We start from the raw sequence: 20,481 nt of genomic DNA on the forward strand, positions 1-20,481 counted from the left end.
TTCCCCCGGGAAGAACGGGGAGAGGGGGTCGCCCGCGCAGGAGCTTCTCCCTTCTCCCCGTCACTATACGGGGAGAAGGTGCCGGCAGGCGGATGAGGGGCGGCGCCAAGCCAAGTGATTTTCGATTGTTGTAAAACTGCGAGGAAAAAATGACCGAAACGGTCAAACTCAAATCTCCCATCGACGGCTCGATCTATGCCGAGCGGCCGGTCGCGAGCGACCAGGCGATCAACGCGGCGGTCGAGCGCGCCAGGGCGGCGCAAGAAAAATGGGCCGAGACGCCGGTCGTCGAGCGCGGCAAATACATGTTGGCGATGCTGGAAGCCCTGGTTGCGATGACCGACGAGATCGTGCCCGAGATCGCTTGGCAGATGGGCCGGCCGGTGCGCTATGGCGGCGAGTTCGGCGGCGTCAAGGAACGCACCAACTACATGGTCGAGATCGCCGAGGCCGCGCTGAAGCCGGTGCTGGCCTCCAACCCGAAGGACGGCTTCCGCCGCTATGTGAAGAAGGTGCCGCTCGGGGTCGTGCTGGTGATCGCGCCTTGGAACTATCCGTATCTCACCGCGGTCAACACGATCGTGCCAGCACTGATGGCGGGCAGCGCCGTTATCCTCAAGCATGCCGCGCAGACGCTGCTGGTCGGCGAGCGCTTCCAGCAGGCTTTCGACAAGGCCGGCCTGCCAAACGGGCTGTTCCAGAACCTGGTCATGAACCACGCCCAGACCGAGAAGCTGCTCAGCTCCGGCAAGATCGACCATGTCAATTTCACCGGCTCGGTCGGCGGCGGCCGCGCCATCGAGAAGGCGGCGGCCGGCACCTTCATGACGCTCGGCCTCGAGCTCGGCGGCAAGGACCCCGCCTATGTGCTGCCCGACGCTAAGATGGATCATGCGGTCGCCAATCTGGTCGACGGCGCTTTCTTCAATTCCGGCCAGTGCTGCTGCGGCATCGAGCGCGTCTATGTGCACGAGAAGGTCTATGACGAGTTCGTCGAGGGTTTTGTCGCCGAGACCAGGAATTATGTCGTCGGCAATCCGCTGGAGCAGGCGACGACCATGGGGCCGATGGCGCAGCCACGCTTCGCCGACCTGATCCGCGAGCAAAAGGCCGAGGCGCTGCGCAAGGGCGCCAAGGCCCATATCGGCATGAAGGTCGAGAACGACAGGCCAGGCTCGCCCTATCTGGCGCCGGAAGTGCTGACCGGGGTCGACCACCAGATGAGCGTCATGCGCGAGGAAAGTTTCGGGCCGATCGTCGGCATCATGAAGGTGCGCAATGACGAGGAAGCGATCGCGCTGATGAACGACAGCCCCTACGGACTGACGGCGTCGATCTGGACGCGCGACACGGAGCGCGCGGTGGCCATCGGCGACCGCGTCGAGACCGGCACGGTGTTCATGAACCGCTGCGACTATCTCGACCCGGCGCTGGTCTGGACCGGCGTCAAGGACACCGGCAAGGGCGCCGCACTCTCGGCCATCGGCTATGACAATCTGACCCGGCCGAAATCCTATCACCTGCGCGAAGCAATCTGACTTTTTGAAAGACAAGACATGTCCAAGCTGATCTCCAAATGGAACTACCCCACCACCGTCCGTTTCGGCGCCGGGCGTATCAAGGAACTGCCGGACGTGCTGGCTGCCGCGGGCATCAAGCGCCCGCTCTTCGTCACCGACCCGGGCCTGGCAAAACTTCCGGTCGTCGCTTCGACGCTGAAGATCCTCGACGACGCCAAGGTCCCCTACGGCGTTTTTTCGGAGGTGAAGCCGAACCCGGTCGAGTCCAATCTCACGGCCGGCATCGCCGTGTTCAAGAAGGGCAAGCATGACGGTGTCATCGCCTTCGGCGGCGGCTCGGCGCTCGATCTCGGCAAGCTGATCGCCTTCCAGGCCGGGCAAACGCGCCCGGTATGGGATTTCGAGGATGTCGGTGACTGGTGGACCAGGGCCAACTCGGACGCGATCGCGCCGATCATCGCGGTACCGACCACGGCGGGAACCGGCTCCGAGGTCGGCCGCGCCGGCGTCATCACCAATGAGGAGACCCACACCAAGAAGGTCATCTTCCATCCGAAGCTTTTGCCGGCGATCGTCATTGCCGATCCGGAGCTGTCGGTCGGCATGCCGGCCTTCATCACCGCCGGCACCGGCATGGATGCGCTTGCGCATTGCCTGGAGGCCTATTGCGCGCCGGGCTATCACCCGATGGCCGACGGCATCGCGGTGGAAGGTATCCGGCTGGTGTTTGAGAACCTGCCCAAGGCTTTCGTCAACGGCAAGGATCTGGTTGCCCGCGCCCATATGATGAGCGCCGCCGCCATGGGCGCTGCCGCCTTCCAGAAGGGGCTGGGCGCCATCCATTCGCTGTCGCATCCGATCGGCGCGCTCTACGACACTCATCACGGCATGACCAATGCCGTGTTCATGCCTTATGTGCTGGCCTTCAACCGCGAGGCGATCGACGAGCGTATCGCCAGGCTCGCCGCCTATTGCGGCATCAAGGGCGGCTTCGACGGCTTCGCCAAGGCGATCGTCAAGCTGCGCAAGGAACTCAAGGTGCCGCATGCGTTGCCCGGCCTGATCAAGGGCCTCGACATGGACAAGAAGCGCAAGACGCTGATCGCCGACATGGCGGTGGTCGACCCGACCGCCGGCGGCAACCCGGTCAAGCTCACCAAGAAGGCGGCGCTGACGCTGCTCGAAAATGCGATCGCCGGCTCCGTCTGAGAGCCGGCTTTCAATGCCGAAGAGTTGACTGAAGAGGCGTTCCAAAGGGGAAGGGAGAGGGCAAAGGGCAAGGTGAATAACCATTAGCCGGAAAATTAAGCGCGGGCTAATTGCTACAGTCCGTTAAAAAGAGTTAACTTTTTTCGCCGCGGGGATCGGGTTTCAAAAAGCCTTCATCCGGCTGTCACACGAAAACGATACCCGCATCGCAGGCGCTAAACGCGCCAGTTCAACGGAGAGAACACATGTTCAAGTTCACGGGGAAAGTGCTTTCCCTCTCGGCCGCGGCGCTCTTTGCGTCGACGGTGATTTCGTCCGCGGATTCGCTGGACGATCTCGTCAAGGCCGCGAAGGCTGAAGGCCAGCTCACCACCATCGCGCTTCCGCATGACTGGTGTGGCTACGGGGCAGTGATCGACGGTTTCAAGGCTAAGTATCCGGGGATCACCATCAACGAGCTCAATCCCGACGCCGGCTCGGGCGACGAGGTCGAGGCGATCAAGGCCAACAAGGACAACAAGGGCCCGCAGGCGCCTGACGTCATCGACGTCGGCCTGTCCTTCGGCCCGACCGCCAAGAAAGACGGCCTACTGATGCCCTACAAGGTGTCGACCTGGGACTCGATCCCGGACAGCGCCAAGGATGCCGATGGTGCCTGGTACGGCGATTATTACGGCGTGCTCGCCTTCGAGGTGAACAAGGATCTGGTCAAGGAATCGCCGACCGACTGGGCTGACCTGCAGAAGCCGGAATTCGCCAACTCGGTCGCGCTTGCCGGCGATCCGCGTGCTTCGAACCAAGCCATTCAGGCCGTTTATGCTGCAGGCCTTTCTGGTGGCGCCGCTGCTGGTGAAGCCGCGGGCACCGCCGGCCTCGAATACTTCAAGAAGCTCAATGCGGCCGGCAATTTCGTGCCGGTCATTGGCAAGACGGCGACGCTCGCCCAGGGCCAGACGCCGATCCTCGTCACTTGGGACTACAACGCGCTTTCGGGCCGCGACACGCTGAAGGGCAACCCGCCCGTCGACGTCATCGTGCCGAAGACCGGCGTCGTCGCCGGCGTCTATGTGCAGGCGATCAGCGCCTTTGCGCCGCATCCGAACGCCGCCAAGCTGTGGATGGAGTATCTCTATTCCGACGAAGGCCAGATCGGCTGGCTGAAGGGCTACTGCCATCCGATCCGCTTCAACGATCTCGCCAAGAACGGCAAGATTCCGGCGGACGTGCTGGCCAAGCTGCCGCCGGCGGAGTCGTACGCTTCCGCCGTGTTCCCGACGCTCGACGAGCAGGGGAAGGCCAAAGAAACCATCACCAAGAATTGGGACGCCACTGTCGGCGCCAATGTGAAGTAACAGGGTGATATCGACCGGGCGGCCCTAGCCGCCCGGCCTCGTTTCAGAACGGTAACCGGCGCATGACCGATCTCTCGCTCTCCAACAAGGCTATTGCGGGAAAGACCGCGCCGCCGGCAGAGGCTCGGAGCCTGAGGCTGCCTACGCAGTGGCTTGGCGTCACGCCTTTCTTCATCTTCGCCGTGATGTTCCTGATCCTGCCCACGCTCTATCTGATGCTGGGCGCTTTCCAGAATGAGGCAGGCGAATTCACCTTCGCAAACATCGTCGCGCTCTTTTCGGCCAACATCGTTGCCGCTTATTGGATCTCGATAAAGGTCAGCCTGGCGTCATCACTCATCGGCGCCTTAGCCGGCCTTGCCATCGCCATCGCCATCGTGCGCGGCGGGCTGCCCGACTGGATACGTTCAGCGACACTGACCTTCTCGGGCGTCGCATCCAATTTCGCCGGCGTGCCGCTCGCGTTTGCTTTCATCGCGACGCTTGGGCGGGTCGGTCTCGTCACTGTCTTGCTCAACACGCTGGTCGGCCTGAACCTCTACGCGCATGGCTTCAACCTGCTATCGTTCTGGGGTCTGACGATCACCTATGTCTATTTCCAGATTCCGCTGATGGTGGTCATCATCGTGCCCGCGATCGACGGGCTGAAACGGGAATGGGGCGAGGCCGCCGCCACGCTCGGCGCCACCCAGGCGCAATATTGGCGCATGGTGGTCATTCCGGTGCTTTGGCCGAGCTTCCTGGGCACCGTCATCCTGCTCTTCGCCAATGCGTTCGGAGCAATCGCAACCGCCTATGCGCTGACCGGCTCGTCGCTTAACATTGTTCCGATCCTGCTCTATGCGCAGATCCGCGGCGACGTGCTGCACAATGCCCATCTCGGCTATGCGATCGCCTTCGGCATGATCTTCATCACCGGGCTTGCCAACATCTTCTACATCTGGTTTCGGACCCGCTCGGAGAGGTGGCTCAAATGAAGGCTGGCAAATTCTGGGCCTGGGCCGTCTTCGTCCTCGGTGCGGCCTATTTCTTCATACCGCTGATCGCGACAGTCGAGTTCTCGCTGCGCATGCGGCGCGGTGTCTATTCCTTCGATGCCTACAAGGTCGTGCTGGGCGACAGCCAGTTTCAGGCTACCTTCATATTTTCCGTGGTCGTCGCCATCTTCACGATTCTCCTGGGTGTGCTGATCGTGGTGCCAACCGCCTATTGGATCCGCCTGCGCCTGCCCCAATTGCGCCCGGTGGTCGAGTTCATCACCTTGTTGCCGTTGGTTATCCCAGCCATCGTCATCGTTTTCGGCTATATCAGAATGTATGGCTCGAATTCGCCGCTGCCGTTTCTCGGGTCGAATTTGGGAGCGAACGCGCTGCTGGTCATCGGCTACGCGGCACTCGCGCTGCCCTATATGTACCGGGCCGTGGACACCGGTCTTCGCACTATCGACGTTCGCACGCTGACGGAGGCTGCGCAGATTCTGGGGGCAGGCTGGGGTACGATCATCACTCGGGTTATTCTGCCCAATGTGCTGATCGCGGTGCTGTCGGGCGCGTTCCTCACCTTCGCCATCGTCATTGGCGAATTCACCATGGCCAGTCTGCTCAATCGCCCTGCCTTCGGTCCGTATCTGCAGAACCTTGTGGCTAATCGCGCCTACGAACCGGCCGCGCTGTCCATCATCGCCTTCGTGATAACCTGGGGCTGCATGTCCCTGATCCAGATTCTGTCGCGTTTCGCGCCAAGATCGGCGAACCGCCCCAACTGAGCGAAGAGCATCGAAAGAAAAAAGCCATGGCCGAGCCGTTCCTCTCCATCCAGCATGTGCGAAAATCCTTCGGCGCCACAACAGTGGTCGAGGACTTCAATCTCGATGTCGCGCCGGGCGAATTCGTCTCCTTCCTGGGGCCGTCCGGCTGCGGCAAAACCACGGTGTTGCGTATGGTCGCCGGCTTTGAGGAGCCCTCGGCCGGCAAGATCGTCGTCGGCGGCAAGGACATAACCAGGCTGAAGCCCAACCAGCGCAATGTCGGCATGGTGTTCCAGGCCTACGCGCTGTTTCCGAACCTGACGGTGGCGCAGAACATCGCCTTCGGGCTGAAGGTCGGTGGCATGCCGAAGGCCGATGCCGACAGGCGCGTCGCCGAGATGCTCGACATCATCAAGCTGCCGCAGATGGCCGATCGCTATCCCTACCAGCTTTCCGGCGGCCAGCAGCAGCGCATCGCGCTCGCGCGGGCGATTGCGCCAAAGCCGAAGCTGCTTTTGCTCGACGAGCCGCTGTCGGCGCTCGACGCCAAGGTGCGCGTGTCGCTGCGCGAGGAAATCCGATCGATCCAGAAGAAGCTCGGCATCACCACCATCTTCGTTACGCATGATCAGGAAGAGGCGCTGTCGATCTCCGACCGCATCGCGGTGATGTATGGCGGCAAGGCCGAGCAGGTCGGCACGCCGTTCGAGATCTACAACCGGCCGGCCACCAAATTCGTCGCCAATTTCGTCGGCACGCTCAACGTGCTGGAAGGCAAGGTCACCGACGCCGCGTCCGGCAAGGTGCAAGTCAACGCCCAGGAAGTGTCGCTCAAGGGCAAGCTCAACGGCTCGAAGTCAGGCGACACGCTGTCGCTGGCGCTGCGGCCCGAAGCCATCTCGCTGGGGCGCCAGCCTGGCCACGACACCAGCCTGTCGGGCGAGATCGCCGAAGTGCATTTCCTCGGCTCCGTCATCCGCGTGCGCGTCGGCATCGGCGGCAACACGGTATCGCTCGATACGTTCAACAACTCGGCGACACCGCCCCCTGCCGTAGGCGACAAGGCGGACATCTCGTTCTCGTCGGGCGATATGCTGGTTTTGCATTAGGGAAAGAGTGAATGGTAATAAATGGTGAATGGCGATCAGCACTCTACAGCTTGAGATGTTCTGATGATACCCATTCACCATTCACCATTCACTTTTGCAGTGCCAAACGCCTGGTTCCATGGCTACGATGAGCCATGGCGCTGTTCGAACTCACCCTTGTCCTGCTGCTCATCGCCGTCGCGCTGACGGCGGTATCGCGATGGCTGGAGGTACCTTACCCGTCATTGCTGGCGCTTGCGGGCGTTGGGCTTGCCTTCGTGCCGGGCGCGCCGACGATCGAGATCGATCCGGAACTGGCGCTGGCGCTGTTCATCGCGCCGGTGCTGCTCGACGCTGCCTATGACACCTCGTTGCGCGACCTGAAGCGCTACCGGCTGTCGCTTGCCCTGCTGGCGCTTGGCGCGGTCGTCTTCACGGCGGTGGTCGTTGCCTTTGTCGGCTGGAAGATGGCCGGCCTGCCGATCGCGGCGGCGATCGCGCTCGGCGCCATCGTCGCGCCGCCGGACGCAGTCGCGGCAAGCGCGGTGCTCAATCAGTTCAAGGTGCCGCACCGTCTGACTGCGATCCTGCAGGGCGAGAGCCTGCTCAACGATGCCACGGCGCTGCTGATCTACCGGATATCGGTTTCAGCCGCCATCGGCACACTCATGCTCAAAGACGCAGTGCCCGTCATCCTGCTTGCAACGGTCGGCAGCGTTATCGCCGGCTATCTGTTCGGCCGAGTGTCGCGGCTCACGCTGACACGCATCGAGGACGCGGCAAGCAGCACCGTGGTGCAGTTCGCCGGAACCTTCGCCGTCTGGATCATTGCCGACAAGCTCGGCCTCTCCGCCATCATCACCATCGTCGTCTATGCCATCACCATCGCGCGCACCACGCCGCGCCGCATGTCGGCCAGACGCCGCGTCAGCGCCTATTCGGTCTGGGAATCGGCGGTGTTCGTGCTCAATGTGCTGGCGTTCGTGCTGATGGGCCTGCAGGCACGGTCGATCATCGGCCGGCTGGCCGGCGATGGGCAAGGCGAGGCATTCGTCTTCGCCGCGACGGTTCTTGCCGTCGTCATCGTGGCGCGCCTCGTCTGGGTGGCGGGGTATGTCGCGATCATCCGATGGTTTGCCCGCAACGACAGCGAGGAAGAAAAGCAGGATGCGCCGACATTTGCCGGTGCCGCGCTTGTCGGCTGGTGCGGTATGCGCGGGCTGGTGACGCTGGTCGCCGCCATTGCCTTGCCGGCCGGCTTTCCCGGGCGTGACCCGATCGTGCTTGCCGCTTTCGCGGTCGTGCTCGGCACGCTGGTGCTGCAAGGCATGAGCCTGAAGGTTCTGCTGCGCTGGCTCAATTTCCCGCGCGATACGACGATCGATCGCGAGGTGGCCGAAGCGCGCGTCGCCATCATGCAGGCCGCGCTCGATGTGCTGAGCCGCAAGACCTCGTCGGCTGCCGCCGTCGTGCGCGAGCAGTACGAGGCGCAGCGGCGGATCGCCGAAAATCCCGACGACGCGCAGGCCGCGACGGAATACGACCGGTTGCGCCTCTACGCCATCAAGCGGCAGCGCGACACGCTGGAGGAACTGCGCAGCAACGGCACGATCGGCGACGAAGCCTATCACCGGCTGGAGGAGGAGATCGACTGGTCGGAACTTGCGGCGTCGCCCGCCGGAAGCTTCCAGCCGCTGACGACTTATTAGAGCGCCGGTTCGCCGATTTCCACTGGACTATTCCGCTTGCCCCGCCGGTGCATTGCAACGCAAGGGGCGGGGCGCTACTGCGATCACCAGAAGTGAGCCGGTTAATCAATGAAGCTGATCAGCTACAATATCCAGTATGGCTACGGCAGCGACGGGCGCTACGATCTCAGCCGCTGCGCCAGGCTGGTGGACGGCGCCGACATCGTCGCGCTGCAGGAGGTGGAGCGGCATTGGCAACGCAGCAACGAGGACGACCAGCCCGAGATCCTGTCCAGCTTGCTGCCCGGCTATTACTCGGCCTACGGCCCCGCCTTCGACATGGATGCCAGCGAGAAGCGTGATGGCCGCGTCGTAAACCGGCGGCGGCAGTTCGGCACGATGGTGCTGTCGAAGCTGCCGATTGTCTGGTCGCGGCTGCACACTTTGCCGCAGCGGCGGACGCTGAGGCCGCTCAACACCCGCAATGCGGCGCTCGAATGCATGATCCGCACGCCGGCGGGACCGGTGCGGGTGCTTTCGTTGCATCTGGCGCATATCGCGGCTGAAGAGCGGCTGGAGCAGATCGATTACCTGCTTGCCGAACATCGCCGCGCGCCGTCCGACGGCGGCCCCTGGAGCGGCGTCGACGACGAGCCGCAGCGCAACTGGTCGAACGGCCAGCCGGAACCGGAAAACCCGTTGGCGGCGATCTGGCTGGGCGACTTCAACATGGAGCCGGGCAGCGCCGAATACCGGCGCATCGTCGGCGATACGCCCTACCATCACGGCGCTGCCTATATCGACGGATTCGTCGATGCCGCGGCCGTCGCCGGCGAGCCGGGGCCGGATTTCCACACGCACGAAAAGATCATCGACGGCAGGCTGGCGAAACGACGGCTCGATCATTGCTTCGTCGGCGGCATGCTGGCCGGGAGGGTGCGTTCTGTGAGCGCCGATATCGGCGAGGTGGCTTCCGACCATTTCCCGCTGAGGGTCGATATCGATCTTGAAATGCCAGGCATCGCCTCCGGCCTGGCGGGCAGGTGAGGCAGGCATGACGCTGTTCGTCGTCCTGGCGGTGCTTTCGGCGGCGGCCATGCATGCGATCTGGAACGCGTTGGTCAAGGTGCATCTCGACCGCTTCCTGTCGATCACACTGATGACGCTCGGCATGGGCTTTGCGGCGCTGGTCGCGCTTCCCTTCGTCGAGGTGCCAAAGGCCGAAGTTTGGCCCTATATCTTCGCCTCGTTGATCTTCCACATGGGCTACCGCACTTTCTTGATCGGCGCCTACAAGGCCGGCGATTTCGCTCAGACCTATCCGCTGGCGCGCGGCACCGCACCATTGCTCTCGGCGCTCGGCGGCATCGTGCTGATCGGCGAGGTCCCGGCGCCGTTCGCCATCCTCGGCATCGTGCTTCTGTCGGCGGGCACGCTGGTCATGTCGTTCCGGGGCGGGGCGCATCTGGAGAAGCTCAATCTGCGCGCGGTCGGCTTTGCGCTCGGCACCTCGATCTTCATCGCCAGCTACACACTCTCCGACGGCAGCGGCGCGCGGCTGGCGGCAACCGCGCAAAGCTATGCGGCCTGGCTGTTCGTCTGCGACGCGACGTGGGCGCTTTTGCTGTGCATCTTCTTTCGCGGGCTGCGGTCGCTGCCTGTGCTGGCGCGCGACTGGAAGGCCGGGCTGTTTACCGGCGTGCTCAGCGGCGCGGCCTATTGGATCGTGATGTGGGCAATGACCAAGGCGCCGATCGCCTCGGTCGCGTCGCTGCGCGAGACCTCGATCCTGTTCGCCATGCTGATCTCGGTGCTGGCGCTGGGCGAGAAGATGACCGTCTGGCGCGCGGCCGCGGCGCTCGGCATCGTTGCCGGCGTCGCGGCGCTCAGAATGGGTTGAAGACAGACCCTCAGCCGAGGACGGTCATCACCTGGCCGCGCTTTTCCGGACTGAAGCGGATGACGACGATGATGCAGACGGCGACCACGCCGGCAAACAGGGCCAGCGCATAGCCATAGCTGCCTCCCGGCGCTTCGGCGATACCGGCCTGATAGGGACCGCCATAGGAAGCGGCGAGATTGCCGGCCTGATAGATGAAGCCGGGCAAGGTCGCCCGCACCGAGCCTGGCGACAATTCGTTGAGATGCACCGGGATGACGCCCCAGGCGCCCTGCACCGCGACCTGCATGATGAAGGCGCCGATCGCCAGCATGAAGGGCGTGGTCGTGTAGGCCCAGAGCGGGATTGCCGGCAGGGCGATCACGCAAGCGAGCGTGATGGCGTTGATGCGGCCGATTCTTTCCGATAGCGCGCCGAAGGCCAGGCCGCCGACGATGGCGCCGATATTGGCGACGATGGTGATCCAGCTCACCGTGTGCGTGTCGAAGCCGTGCTGCTTCTTCAGGAAGGTCGGATAGAGGTCCTGCGTGCCATGGCTGAAGAAGTTGAAGAACATCATCAGCACCACGGCGTAGAGCGCGATCCGCCAGTGCTTCCGCAGCGTTTCCAAAAGGCCGGGCCGCGTCTGGGCGCGGCCTTCGACGAAGGCCGGCGATTCCGGCACATGCGAGCGGATGAAGAGCACGATCAGCGCCGGCAGGAAGCTCAGGAGGAACATGGCGCGCCAACCGAAGGTGAAGTCGCCGATCTTCTGCCCGTAGAGCAGCCCGTAGACCACCGCTGCCAGCAGATAGCCGGCCGGATAGCCGCATTGCAGGATACCCGAGACCGTGCCGCGCGCGCTCGGCGGAATGGATTCCATGGCGAGCGAGCTGCCCAGACCCCATTCGCCGCCCATGGCGATGCCGAACAGGGCACGCAGCGCCAGGAATATGCCGAGATTGGGCGAGAAGGCGGCCAAGGCGCCGATCACCGAATAGCTGACGATATTGAGCATCAGAATGGGCTTGCGGCCGTATCTGTCGGCAAGCACGCCGAAGAAGAACGCGCCGATGAAACGCGTCGCCAGTGTCAGGAACAGTGCTTTGGAGACCGCCGGCACGTCGGTCTGGAATTCAGCGGCAATATCGGTGAGCAGGAATGTCAGAAGGAAGAAATCAAAAGCGTCGAGCGTCCAGCCGAGGAACGATGCGGTTACGGTTTTCTTCTGCTCGGGGGTGAGGTTCAAGGCAGTGCTCCTTTTGCATCCCCCGAAAGCACGATATGTTCCAGGGCGGGCAAAAGAGAACGGGACGGCCGCCGGATTTGAGCCGGCGAGCGGTCACATTTGCGTCACCTCCAGATCGATGACCATCAGCCCGTCGGTGCCGCCTTCGAGCGCGGCGACCAGGCGCGCGCCGGCGCGCTGATGCGCCTCGTGAACGAGGTAGGCGTCGCGCGCGGCGGCATCGCGGAAGTCGATGGTGAAGCCGTGGTCGAAGCCGCGCCCGAACGGCTCCGGGCTGACATTGGCGCTGAACTGCACCCTGTCCATGCCTTCGATAACGGCGCGCAAGGCTTCGAGATCAGCGTGAATCGCCGCGCGCTCGATTTCAGGGACGTCGTCGCGAAAGCGGACAAAGACGCAATGCCGGATCATCGTTGATGCCTCATGCCGCCTGGTTGCCCTTGAACACGGCCGGCGGCAGCGGCTCGCGGCCGAGGATGAGATCGGCGCCTTTTTCCCCCACCATGATCGTCGGCGCATTCGTGTTGGAGGAGGGAACGCGCGGCATCACCGACGCATCGCAGACGCGCAGACCTTCGATGCCGCGCAGCCTCAAATCCGGCGTCACCACGGCCATCGCGTCGTGGCCCATGCGGCAGGTGCCGACGGGATGATGATCGGTCTTGGAACTGCGGCAGGCATAGTCGAAAAGGTCGGTGTCGCTCTGCAGGTTCGGACCCGGAAGCACCTCGCGCAGCACATAGGGTTGCAGCGCCTTCTGCCGCATGATCTCGCGGGCCAGCCGCAGGCCCTTGATCGACATGTCGCGGTCGTAAGGATCGGACCAGTAGTTCGGATCGATCAGCGGGTGGTCGGCCGGGTCGGCGCTCTTCAGTCGCACCGTGCCGCGCGAGCGCGGGCGCAGGAAGGCGGAGTTCAGCGTCACGCCCGGATTCTTCAGCTTCTCGACGCCGGCCTCGATGCCGGAGCCGAGGCCGAGATGGAACTGGATGTCGGGCGAGGCGGCGGTCGGGTCTGCGTACCAGAAGCCGCCGGTCTCGAACAGGCTCGAGGCGACGGGGCCCTTCTTGAGCAGCAGATATTGCAAGCCGGCCCACATCGTGCGGTGCAGCTTGGCGTAATTGTCATAGGTGTGGTCGCCGGTGCATTCGGCGATGACGAACAGGTCGAGATGGTCCTGCATGTTGGAGCCGACGCCGGGCAGGTCATGCACCGGCGTGACGCCGACCGATTTCAGATGATCGGCCGGGCCAATGCCTGATTGCATGAGGAGCTTGGGCGAGCCGATCGCGCCCGACGAGACGATCACCTCGCGTTCGGCGCGCAGGATCGTCTTTTCGCCACCCGGCTTGTCGACGATCTCGACGCCGACGGCGCGGCCCTTCTCGACGACGACCCGGGTGACGAGCACATCGGTCCTGAGCGTCAGGTTCTTGCGGCTGCGGATCGGCTTCAGATAGGCCACGGAGGCTGATGAACGCCGCGCATCCTTCTGGGTCAGCTGATAGTAGCCGACACCTTCCTGGCTGGCGCCGTTGAAATCCGGATTGAACGGTATGCCCATTTCCTGCCCGGCGCGGAAATAGGCCTCGCAGATCGGCAGCGGCGAGATCGGGTTGGAGACGCCGAGCGGCCCCTGGTCGCCATGGAAATCGTTCGCGAAGCGCTGGTTGTTCTCGGCCCGCTTGAAATAGGGCAGCACATCGCGATAGCCCCAGCCGGCCAGTCCCTCTTCCTTCTCCCAGGCGTCATAGTCGCGGGCATTGCCGCGCGTGTAGATCTGGGCGTTGATCGATGAGCCGCCGCCGACGACCTTGGCCTGTGTGTACCAGAAGACGCGGTCCTTCATGTGCCTCTGCGGCACTGTCGACCAGCCCCAGGAGGCGATGCCCTTGGTCATCTTGGCAAAGCCCGCCGGCATGTGGATCAGCGGATGCCAGTCCTTGCCGCCGGCCTCCAAAAGCAGAACGGAATTGGACGAATCCTCGCTCAGCCGGTTGGCGAGAACGCAGCCGGCCGGACCGGCGCCGACGATGATGTAGTCAGCCATGGTTCCTCACAAGCGTGGCACGGAGAGCGCGCCGTCGACATCGATGACCGATCCGGTCGAAAAGGCGAACTTTTCGGAGGCAAGCGCGGCCACGACGGCGCCGATGTCGCTGGCCTCGCCCCAGCGTTTTGCCGGCACCAAGCCGTCCTCGATCAGCGCATCATACTTGGCTGAAACGCCAGCCGTCATATCGGTTCGGATGATGCCCGGCCGGACCTCGAACACGCCGATATTTTCGGGTGCGAGCCGCAGCGCCAGGTTCTTCACCCACATCGAAAGCCCGGCCTTGGAGATGCAGTAGTCGGCACGTTCCGGCGAAGCCATGGCGGCGCTCACCGAGGTGATGGTGATGATCGATCGGACGGCGTTTGCGGGTGCCGCAAGCATGACCTTGGCGACGGCCTGGCTGAGGAACACTGTACCGCGCAGGTTGATATCCAGAGCGCGGTCGAAATTCTCCGGCTTCAGCTCCAACAGATCGCCGCGCACCACGGCGCCGACGCCGGCGTTGTTGACCAGGCAATCGATGCGGGCGAAGGCGTTGATTGCGGCTTCGACAAGTTTCGAATGGCCGGCGAGATCAGCGATGTCGCATTGGGCGTAAGCGAACTTCGCGCCGCGCGTATTGATGTTTTCGGCAAGTCCGGCTGCAGGCTTCTCCGCAAGATCGGCGATCAAAATGTCGAAGCCGGCATCCGCCAGCGCCTCGGCGCAGGCGAGCCCGATGCCCCGCGCGCCGCCGGTGACGATGGCTGCCGGGCGGGTCATGAGGCAAGCTCCGTCTTGCGGATATGGTCGGCAACCCGCAGCGCCTGCGCCGCGATCGACAGCGCCGGGTTGACGGCGGCCGATGTCGGCAGGAAGCCGCCGTCGACGACGAACAGGTTTTGATGGTCCCAGGCGCGGCAGAAGGGGTCGAGCGGCGATGTTGCCGGGTCGTTGCCCATCTTCACGGTGCCGCATTGGTGCGACGGCGTGCGCTTGTCGAAGGGCCGCGACAGAACGATCGGATAGCCGCAGGCGCGAAGATTCTCGCGCATGACCTTGGTCAGGCCATCCAGCGACTGCATGTTGGAGCGCCGCCACTGCATGATGATCTCCTTGCCATCGACCATGATGCGGCTTTCGGGATCGGGCAGGTCCTCGCACATCAGGTACCAGTCGACGGCGTGGCCGGCCATGAAATCGAGCATGAATTTCGGCATCGTTTTCACATTGGCCTTGAGCATGTTGCCGTCGATCTTGCCGAGCAGCTGCACATTGCCGAGCGGCTTGCCGTCCTTGCCGTCGGACAGGTAGTAATCGTTGAGCATCAGCGTCTTCTGGTAGACGGATGTGTTGCGGCGGCGCGGGTCGATCGCCAGCATCGCGCTCGAATTGTGGTTCATGAAATTGCGCCCGACCTGGTCGGAGCTGTTGGCGAGGCCGTTGCCGGTAGCGGAGGGCGAGCGCAGCAGGATGGCGGCCGAATTGATCGCGCCGGCGGACAGGATGACGAGCTTCGGCGACAGCGTCTTGTGCGCGCCGTTCTGGGTGTAGTGGATGGCGGCGATCGACTTGCCGTCCGGCGCGGTTTCGAGCCAGTCGACATGCGCGCCGGTCTCGATGCGGATGTTCTTGTCTGTAAGCGCCGCCGTCAGCGGTCCGGTCTGGGCGTCGATCTTGCCCTGGCCGGTGTTGGGGAAGGCGTCCCAGCCCGTCCTGCCTTCTTTCAGCCAGGTCTCGATGTCGACGCCGAGCGGCAGCGAAGCGGGGTGCAGTCCAAGGCTCTTCAGTTCGGCGCGGGCGCGCGCGATCGGCGGCTCGTCCGGCACCGGCTTGAAGGCATAGGGGATCGAATGGAACGGCTCGGTCGGGTCTTCGCCCAGCGTGCCGCGAACCCGAAACAACTGCTCGGCTTTCGAATACCATGGCTCGAATTCGTCATAGGAAAACGGCCAGGCCGGCGAGACGCCGCCGAAATGCTCGAGCTCGGAAAAATCCTCCTTGCGGTAACGGATCAGGACGGCGCCGAAGAACTTCGAATTGCCGCCGACATAGTAGTAGTTGCCCGGGTTGAAGGCGGCACCGCCGGCCTCGCGCCACATCTCCTTCGGCCGGTAGTGCTCGTCGATGAAGATGGAGCGCGTCGAGCGCGCATGCGGCGTCGCGGGCAGCGGCTCGCCACGCTCCAGGATCAGGATCGAGGCGCCGCTGCCGGCCAAGCCGGAGGCGATCGTGGCGCCGCCGATGCCGGAGCCGATGATGACGATATCCGGGTTTGCCATAGCTTTTTAAAGGATGCGCTTCTCGGTCGCCGGGTCGAAGAACACCGCCTTGCTGAGGTTGAAGGCCAAAGGCGTGCTGGTGCCGGGCTGGATATTCGCATCAGCTCTCAGCCGCGCCACCACGCCCTTGCCGCCCAGATTGGTGACGGCAAAAGTATCCGATCCCGCCGGCTCCACCACTTCGATATGGCAGTCGGCGGTGGCGATGTTCGAACCGTTGCGTTCCGCACCTTCCGGGTCGGTCAGCGCTTCGGGGCGCACGCCGAAGATCACCGGCTTGTCCTTGAAGGCCGCAAGGCTGGTGGGCGCGCCGGGCATCGGCAGCACGATCGGCTGGCGCGCTTCGCGGTCCAGAACCACCGACAGCCCGCTGCCGTTAGCATCGATCTTGGCCGGGATCAGGTTCATCGCCGGCGAGCCCATGAAGTCGGCGACAAAGATGTTGGTCGGGTTGTTGTAGATTTCGGCCGGCGTGCCGAATTGCTGCACCTCGCCGTCGCGCATGACGGCGATCTTGGTCGCCAGTGTCATCGCCTCGATCTGGTCATGCGTGACGTAGACAATGGTCGTGCCGGTCGTGGCGTGCAGGCGCTTGATCTCGATGCGCATGTCGACGCGCAGCTTGGCGTCGAGATTGGAGAGCGGCTCGTCGAACAGGAAGAGCTTTGGGTCGCGCACCAGCGCCCGGCCCATGGCGACGCGCTGCCGCTGGCCGCCGGAAAGCTGGCTGGGCTTGCGGTTGAGGAGATGGCCGATCTGCAGGATCTTCGCCACCTTGTCGATCGCCGCCTGGCGTTCCGCCGCCGGCACGCCGCGCATCTCCATGCCGAAGGCGATGTTGCCGGCAACCGTCATATTCGGGTAGAGCGCATAGCTCTGGAACACCATGGCGATGTCGCGCTTCGAAGGATGCAGGTCGTTGATCGCGCGGCCGTCGACGCGGATCTCGCCCTCGGTGATCTGCTCCAGGCCGGCAATGGTGTTGAGCAGCGTAGACTTGCCGCAGCCGGAAGGGCCGACGAGCACCAGGAAGCCGCCCTTTTCGAGCTCGACATCGATGCCCTTCAGGATCTCGACATTCCCGAAGCGCTTCTTCAGCCCATCAATTTCCAGAAAAGCCATGGTCGTTCCTTCCGAATGTGGTCAGCCCTTGACCGCGCCCGCCATCAGCCCGCGCACGAAATAGCGGCCGGCGACGACATAGACGATCAGGGTGGGGAGCGCGGCAATCATCGCCGCCGCCATGTTGACGTTGTATTCGACGACGCCGGTCGAGGTGTTGACGACATTGTTCAGCGCCACCGTCATCGGCATCACGTCGCCGGAGCCGGCATAGGCAGAGGCGAACAGGAAGTCGTTCCAGATGTTGGTGAACTGGTAGATCACCGTCACAACGATGATCGGCAGCGAATTGGGCAGCATGATGCGCCGGAATATCTGGAAGAAGGACGCGCCGTCGACCTGTGCCGCCTTAACCAACTCGGTCGGGAAGGCCTCGTAATAATTGCGGAAGAACAGCGTTGTGAAGCCGAGGCCGTAGACCACATGGACGAAGACCAGGTTCACGGTGGAATTGCCGAGACCGAAGTTGAACCCCGTGGCGTTCTGCAAGGTAACACCAAAGCGGCCGAGGCTGCCGAGGATCGTGGCCATCGGCAACAGCACCGACTGGAACGGGATGAAGCAGGCGAACAGCATCATGGCGAAGACCAGCGTGTGACCGCGGAAGCGCCATTTGGTCAGCACATAGCCGTTGAGCGCACCGAGCAGCGTCGAGATCAGCACTGCCGGCACGACCATCTTGATGGAGTTCCAGAAATAGCCCTTCATGCCGACGCAGGTCAGGCCCGAGCAGACTTCGCTCCACGCCTTTATCCATGGCGCGAAAGTCGGCGCATGCGGCAGCGACAGCATGTTGCCGTTCTGGATCTCGTCCATGGTCTTGAACGAGGTGACCAGCATGACGAAGAGCGGCATCAGATAGAAGATCGCGAACAGCCCAAGCAGCCCGTAGATGACGATGCGGTTGAGCGTCCTGGCGCGGGCGCCGCTTGCGGCCTGGCCGGCGGGTGAAGCGACAGCGCTCATCGCGACTTCTCCCTGAGCTCGGAATAGAGATACGGAACGATGATGGCGGTGATGGTCATCAGCATGATCACCGCGCTGGCCGACCCGACCGCCATCTCGTTGCGCTTGAAGGTGAACTCATACATGAAGTTGGACGGCAGCCAGGCCGAGCCGCCGGGCCCGCCGCTGGTCAGCGCCACGACAAGGTCATAGGACTTGATGGCCAGATGCGCGAGCACGATGAAGGCCGACAGGAAGACGGGCCTGAGCAGCGGAATGACGATGCGGCGATAGAGCTGGAAGCTGGACGCGCCGTCGATCTGCGCGGCCTTCATGATCTCGCCGTCGATGCCGCGCAGGCCGGCCAGGAACATCGCCATGACGAAGCCGGACGCCTGCCAGACGCCGGCGATCACCACGGTGTAGATGACGAAATCCTTGTTCTTGATCCAGTCGAAATGAAAGCTCGTCCAGCCCCACTGATGCAGCGTCTGTTCCAGCCCGAGGCCGGGATCGAGGAACCATTTCCAGGCGACGCCGGTGACGATGAAGGAGAGCGCCATCGGGTAGAGGTAGATCGGCCTGAGCACGCCTTCGCCGCGGATCTTCTGGTCGAGCAGGATGGCCAGGAACAGGCCGAGCGCCAGGCAGATCAGGATGTAGAGGAAGCCGAATATGCCCATATTGGTGATCGAGGTGTACCAGCTCGACGGCGGGTCGCTCTCGAAGGTCCAGCGCCACAGCCGCTGATAGGCGCGGGCTCCGGTGACGGCATAGGACGGGAATGTCTTGGAATTGGTGAAGGACAGATAGATCGTCCACAGGATGAAGCCATAGACGAAGACGATCGTCGCCGCGAAACTCGGCGCCAAAACGATCTTCGGCAGCAGATCCTGCAGCCGCGACCGGACCGACGCGCCAGGACGGGCGTCATGCTCCGGTGTCAGCTTGATCCGGGTTTCGGCAACTGTGCTCATAGGCTCGTCCAGTACCGGTTGGTCGGAAACCGCCCGGCGCGAAACGCGCCAGGGTCTTTCCCGCACTTGTCGACGGGAGACCTCCCCCGCCGAAGCGGGGGAGATCCGAGTTCAAGCAACGGCTTACTTGGCGTCGTCGATCGCCTTGACCAGCTCGGTCACGGCTTCGTCGGAGGTCTTGATCTGACCGTGGACGAACTTCGACACGACATCCTTGTAGGCGTTCGCGACGGCCGGCGGGGCGCCGTAGCCCTGCGCCAGCGAGCCGAACAACGTGCCGCCCTCATTGGCCTTCTTCAGGTCGGCGATGCCCTTCTTGCCGCAAGCATCGAAGTCGGTATCAGGCACGTCGGTACGGGCCGGGACCGAACCCTTCACGACGTTGAAGGCCGACTGGAAGCTCTTCGACAAAGTGGCGGTGGCGAGTGCCACCTGAGCGGCCTTGCGGTCCTCCGGCACGTTGAACATGCCGAACATGTCGGAGTTATAGATCACCGAGCCGTCGGTGCCCGGGAAGCGGTAGCACAGGAAGTCGGTGCCCGGGGTCTTGTTGGCGGCGTGGAACTCGCCCTTGGCCCAGTCGCCCATGACCTGGACCAACGCGTCGCCCTTGATGACCATCGCGGTGGCGAGGTTCCAGTCGCGGCCCGAGAAGTTCGGGTCGACATATTTGACGAGCTTGGCGAGGTTGTCGAACGACTTCTTCATCGTGTCGGACTTGAGCGACTCTTCGTCGAGGTCGTTCATCGCCTTCTTGTAGAACTCCGGTCCGCCGGTCGACAGCACGACGGAATCGAACATGGTCGCTTCCTGCCAGTTCTGGCCGCCGAGCGCCAGCGGGGTGACGCCCGCGGCCTTGGCCTTGTCGAGCAACGCCACGAAATCGTCGAAGGTCTTCGGCTCGGTGCCGCCGATCTTGTCCATCACCGCCTTGTTGATCCACAGCCAGTTGACGGAGTGGACGTTGACCGGGGCCGCGACCCACTTGCCGTCATAGACGGAGAACTTCTGCAAGGCGGCCGGAACCGACTTGTCCCAGCCTTCCTTCTTGGCGGTCTCGGTGAGGTCGCCCATGACGCCGGCGGCGGCATAGTCGAGCACGGTGTAGCCGAGCATCTGCGATGCGGTCGGATAATTGCCGGCCGCAACCATCGCCTTCAGCGCGGTCATGGCGGCGTCGCCGCCGCCGCCGGCCACCGGCACGTCCTTCCAGGCGTAGCCTTCCTTGGCCAGATCCTGCTTCAGCACGTTCAGAGCAGCCGCTTCGCCGCCCGACGTCCACCAATGCAGCATCTGCACTTCCTTGACGTCCGCGGCGTGCGCCGAGAACGCAAAGCTCGTCGCAAGAGCCGTTCCGATAAGCAGTTTGCGCAACATGTACTACCTCC

General features: G+C 63.4%; 18 protein-coding genes. 9 read left to right on the forward strand and 9 right to left on the reverse strand.

Going from position 1 to position 20,481, the window contains the following annotated elements; translation table 11 throughout:
* The first annotated feature begins 149 nt into the window (after positions 1-149).
* From LB515_RS11435 to LB515_RS11475, 9 genes are all read left to right on the forward strand, one after another.
* Positions 150-1,538 carry an aldehyde dehydrogenase family protein gene (locus LB515_RS11435; protein ID WP_224707767.1) on the forward strand — a complete coding sequence of 463 codons (1,389 nt, stop codon included), beginning with the start codon at positions 150-152 and terminating at the stop codon, positions 1,536-1,538.
* An 18-nt stretch (positions 1,539-1,556) separates the two neighbouring features.
* Positions 1,557-2,729 (forward strand): iron-containing alcohol dehydrogenase, encoded by a 1,173-nt coding sequence (locus LB515_RS11440; RefSeq protein WP_224707768.1) that lies wholly within the window; start codon positions 1,557-1,559, stop codon positions 2,727-2,729.
* 245 nt (positions 2,730-2,974) lie between these two features.
* Entirely contained in the window at positions 2,975-4,081 is a 1,107-nt protein-coding gene (locus LB515_RS11445; protein WP_140842205.1) for an ABC transporter substrate-binding protein, read from the forward strand.
* A gap of 62 nt (positions 4,082-4,143) precedes the next feature.
* Positions 4,144-5,058, forward strand: coding sequence for an ABC transporter permease (locus tag LB515_RS11450; protein WP_140842203.1), 915 nt, complete (start codon positions 4,144-4,146; stop codon positions 5,056-5,058).
* On the forward strand, positions 5,055-5,846 hold the full coding sequence (locus LB515_RS11455) for an ABC transporter permease (RefSeq protein WP_224707769.1): 792 nt from the start codon (positions 5,055-5,057) through the stop codon (positions 5,844-5,846). Before LB515_RS11450 ends, LB515_RS11455 begins: the two co-directional genes overlap by 4 nt.
* Before the next feature lie 26 nt (positions 5,847-5,872).
* Positions 5,873-6,937, forward strand: a complete 1,065-nt coding sequence (locus LB515_RS11460; protein WP_140842199.1) for an ABC transporter ATP-binding protein — start codon at positions 5,873-5,875, stop codon at positions 6,935-6,937.
* Between the two features lie 134 nt (positions 6,938-7,071).
* Complete coding sequence (locus LB515_RS11465) at positions 7,072-8,625, forward strand: cation:proton antiporter (protein WP_224707770.1); 1,554 nt, start codon at positions 7,072-7,074, stop codon at positions 8,623-8,625.
* A gap of 108 nt (positions 8,626-8,733) precedes the next feature.
* On the forward strand, positions 8,734-9,651 hold the full coding sequence (locus LB515_RS11470) for an endonuclease/exonuclease/phosphatase family protein (RefSeq protein WP_224707771.1): 918 nt from the start codon (positions 8,734-8,736) through the stop codon (positions 9,649-9,651).
* A 7-nt stretch (positions 9,652-9,658) separates the two neighbouring features.
* Complete coding sequence (locus LB515_RS11475) at positions 9,659-10,504, forward strand: EamA family transporter (protein ID WP_140842193.1); 846 nt, start codon at positions 9,659-9,661, stop codon at positions 10,502-10,504.
* Positions 10,505-10,514: 10 nt separating this feature from the next.
* Here LB515_RS11475 and LB515_RS11480 read toward each other — a convergent pair whose 3' ends face one another.
* The 9 genes from LB515_RS11480 to LB515_RS11520 form a co-directional block, all read right to left on the reverse strand.
* On the reverse strand, positions 10,515-11,732 hold the full coding sequence (locus LB515_RS11480) for an MFS transporter (protein ID WP_224707772.1): 1,218 nt from the start codon (positions 11,730-11,732) through the stop codon (positions 10,515-10,517).
* 93 nt (positions 11,733-11,825) lie between these two features.
* Positions 11,826-12,143, reverse strand: coding sequence for a Dabb family protein (locus tag LB515_RS11485; RefSeq protein ID WP_224707773.1), 318 nt, complete (start codon positions 12,141-12,143; stop codon positions 11,826-11,828).
* A 10-nt stretch (positions 12,144-12,153) separates the two neighbouring features.
* Positions 12,154-13,782: a GMC family oxidoreductase gene (locus LB515_RS11490; protein ID WP_224707774.1), complete on the reverse strand. Its 1,629-nt coding sequence runs from the start codon at positions 13,780-13,782 to the stop codon at positions 12,154-12,156.
* A gap of 6 nt (positions 13,783-13,788) precedes the next feature.
* On the reverse strand, positions 13,789-14,550 hold the full coding sequence (locus LB515_RS11495) for a 3-ketoacyl-ACP reductase (RefSeq protein ID WP_224707775.1): 762 nt from the start codon (positions 14,548-14,550) through the stop codon (positions 13,789-13,791).
* On the reverse strand, positions 14,547-16,049 hold the full coding sequence (locus LB515_RS11500; protein ID WP_224707776.1) for a GMC oxidoreductase: 1,503 nt from the start codon (positions 16,047-16,049) through the stop codon (positions 14,547-14,549). The genes LB515_RS11495 and LB515_RS11500 overlap by 4 nt, the downstream gene beginning before the upstream one ends.
* A gap of 6 nt (positions 16,050-16,055) precedes the next feature.
* Entirely contained in the window at positions 16,056-17,171 is a 1,116-nt protein-coding gene (locus LB515_RS11505) for an ABC transporter ATP-binding protein (RefSeq protein ID WP_224707777.1), read from the reverse strand.
* A 21-nt stretch (positions 17,172-17,192) separates the two neighbouring features.
* The gene (locus tag LB515_RS11510) at positions 17,193-18,137 is read right to left on the reverse strand and encodes a carbohydrate ABC transporter permease (RefSeq protein WP_224707778.1); all 945 of its coding nucleotides are present in this window, start codon (positions 18,135-18,137) and stop codon (positions 17,193-17,195) included.
* Entirely contained in the window at positions 18,134-19,093 is a 960-nt protein-coding gene (locus LB515_RS11515) for a carbohydrate ABC transporter permease (protein ID WP_224707779.1), read from the reverse strand. The genes LB515_RS11510 and LB515_RS11515 overlap by 4 nt, the downstream gene beginning before the upstream one ends.
* Positions 19,094-19,216: 123 nt before the next feature.
* The gene (locus LB515_RS11520; protein WP_224631068.1) at positions 19,217-20,470 is read right to left on the reverse strand and encodes an ABC transporter substrate-binding protein; all 1,254 of its coding nucleotides are present in this window, start codon (positions 20,468-20,470) and stop codon (positions 19,217-19,219) included.
* Positions 20,471-20,481 lie beyond the last annotated feature (11 nt).

It is taken from the genome of Mesorhizobium sp. CA15 (assembly GCF_020165215.1).
In the GTDB taxonomy this organism is placed as follows: Bacteria; Pseudomonadota; Alphaproteobacteria; order Rhizobiales; family Rhizobiaceae; genus Mesorhizobium.

Excerpts from the sequence above, each read along its gene's own strand:
- LB515_RS11435 (WP_224707767.1), top strand. The coding sequence starts at position 150 with ATGACCGAAACGGTCAAACTCAAATCTCCCATCGACGGCTCGATCTAT.
- LB515_RS11440 (WP_224707768.1), top strand. The coding sequence starts at position 1,557 with ATGTCCAAGCTGATCTCCAAATGGAACTACCCCACCACCGTCCGTTTC.
- LB515_RS11445 (WP_140842205.1), top strand. The coding sequence starts at position 2,975 with ATGTTCAAGTTCACGGGGAAAGTGCTTTCCCTCTCGGCCGCGGCGCTC.
- LB515_RS11450 (WP_140842203.1), top strand. The coding sequence starts at position 4,144 with ATGACCGATCTCTCGCTCTCCAACAAGGCTATTGCGGGAAAGACCGCG.
- LB515_RS11455 (WP_224707769.1), top strand. The coding sequence starts at position 5,055 with ATGAAGGCTGGCAAATTCTGGGCCTGGGCCGTCTTCGTCCTCGGTGCG.
- LB515_RS11460 (WP_140842199.1), top strand. The coding sequence starts at position 5,873 with ATGGCCGAGCCGTTCCTCTCCATCCAGCATGTGCGAAAATCCTTCGGC.
- LB515_RS11465 (WP_224707770.1), top strand. The coding sequence starts at position 7,072 with ATGGCGCTGTTCGAACTCACCCTTGTCCTGCTGCTCATCGCCGTCGCG.
- LB515_RS11470 (WP_224707771.1), top strand. The coding sequence starts at position 8,734 with ATGAAGCTGATCAGCTACAATATCCAGTATGGCTACGGCAGCGACGGG.
- LB515_RS11475 (WP_140842193.1), top strand. The coding sequence starts at position 9,659 with ATGACGCTGTTCGTCGTCCTGGCGGTGCTTTCGGCGGCGGCCATGCAT.
- LB515_RS11485 (WP_224707773.1), bottom strand. The coding sequence starts at position 12,143 with ATGATCCGGCATTGCGTCTTTGTCCGCTTTCGCGACGACGTCCCTGAA.
- LB515_RS11490 (WP_224707774.1), bottom strand. The coding sequence starts at position 13,782 with ATGGCTGACTACATCATCGTCGGCGCCGGTCCGGCCGGCTGCGTTCTC.
- LB515_RS11495 (WP_224707775.1), bottom strand. The coding sequence starts at position 14,550 with ATGACCCGCCCGGCAGCCATCGTCACCGGCGGCGCGCGGGGCATCGGG.
- LB515_RS11500 (WP_224707776.1), bottom strand. The coding sequence starts at position 16,049 with ATGGCAAACCCGGATATCGTCATCATCGGCTCCGGCATCGGCGGCGCC.
- LB515_RS11505 (WP_224707777.1), bottom strand. The coding sequence starts at position 17,171 with ATGGCTTTTCTGGAAATTGATGGGCTGAAGAAGCGCTTCGGGAATGTC.
- LB515_RS11510 (WP_224707778.1), bottom strand. The coding sequence starts at position 18,137 with ATGAGCGCTGTCGCTTCACCCGCCGGCCAGGCCGCAAGCGGCGCCCGC.
- LB515_RS11515 (WP_224707779.1), bottom strand. The coding sequence starts at position 19,093 with ATGAGCACAGTTGCCGAAACCCGGATCAAGCTGACACCGGAGCATGAC.
- LB515_RS11520 (WP_224631068.1), bottom strand. The coding sequence starts at position 20,470 with ATGTTGCGCAAACTGCTTATCGGAACGGCTCTTGCGACGAGCTTTGCG.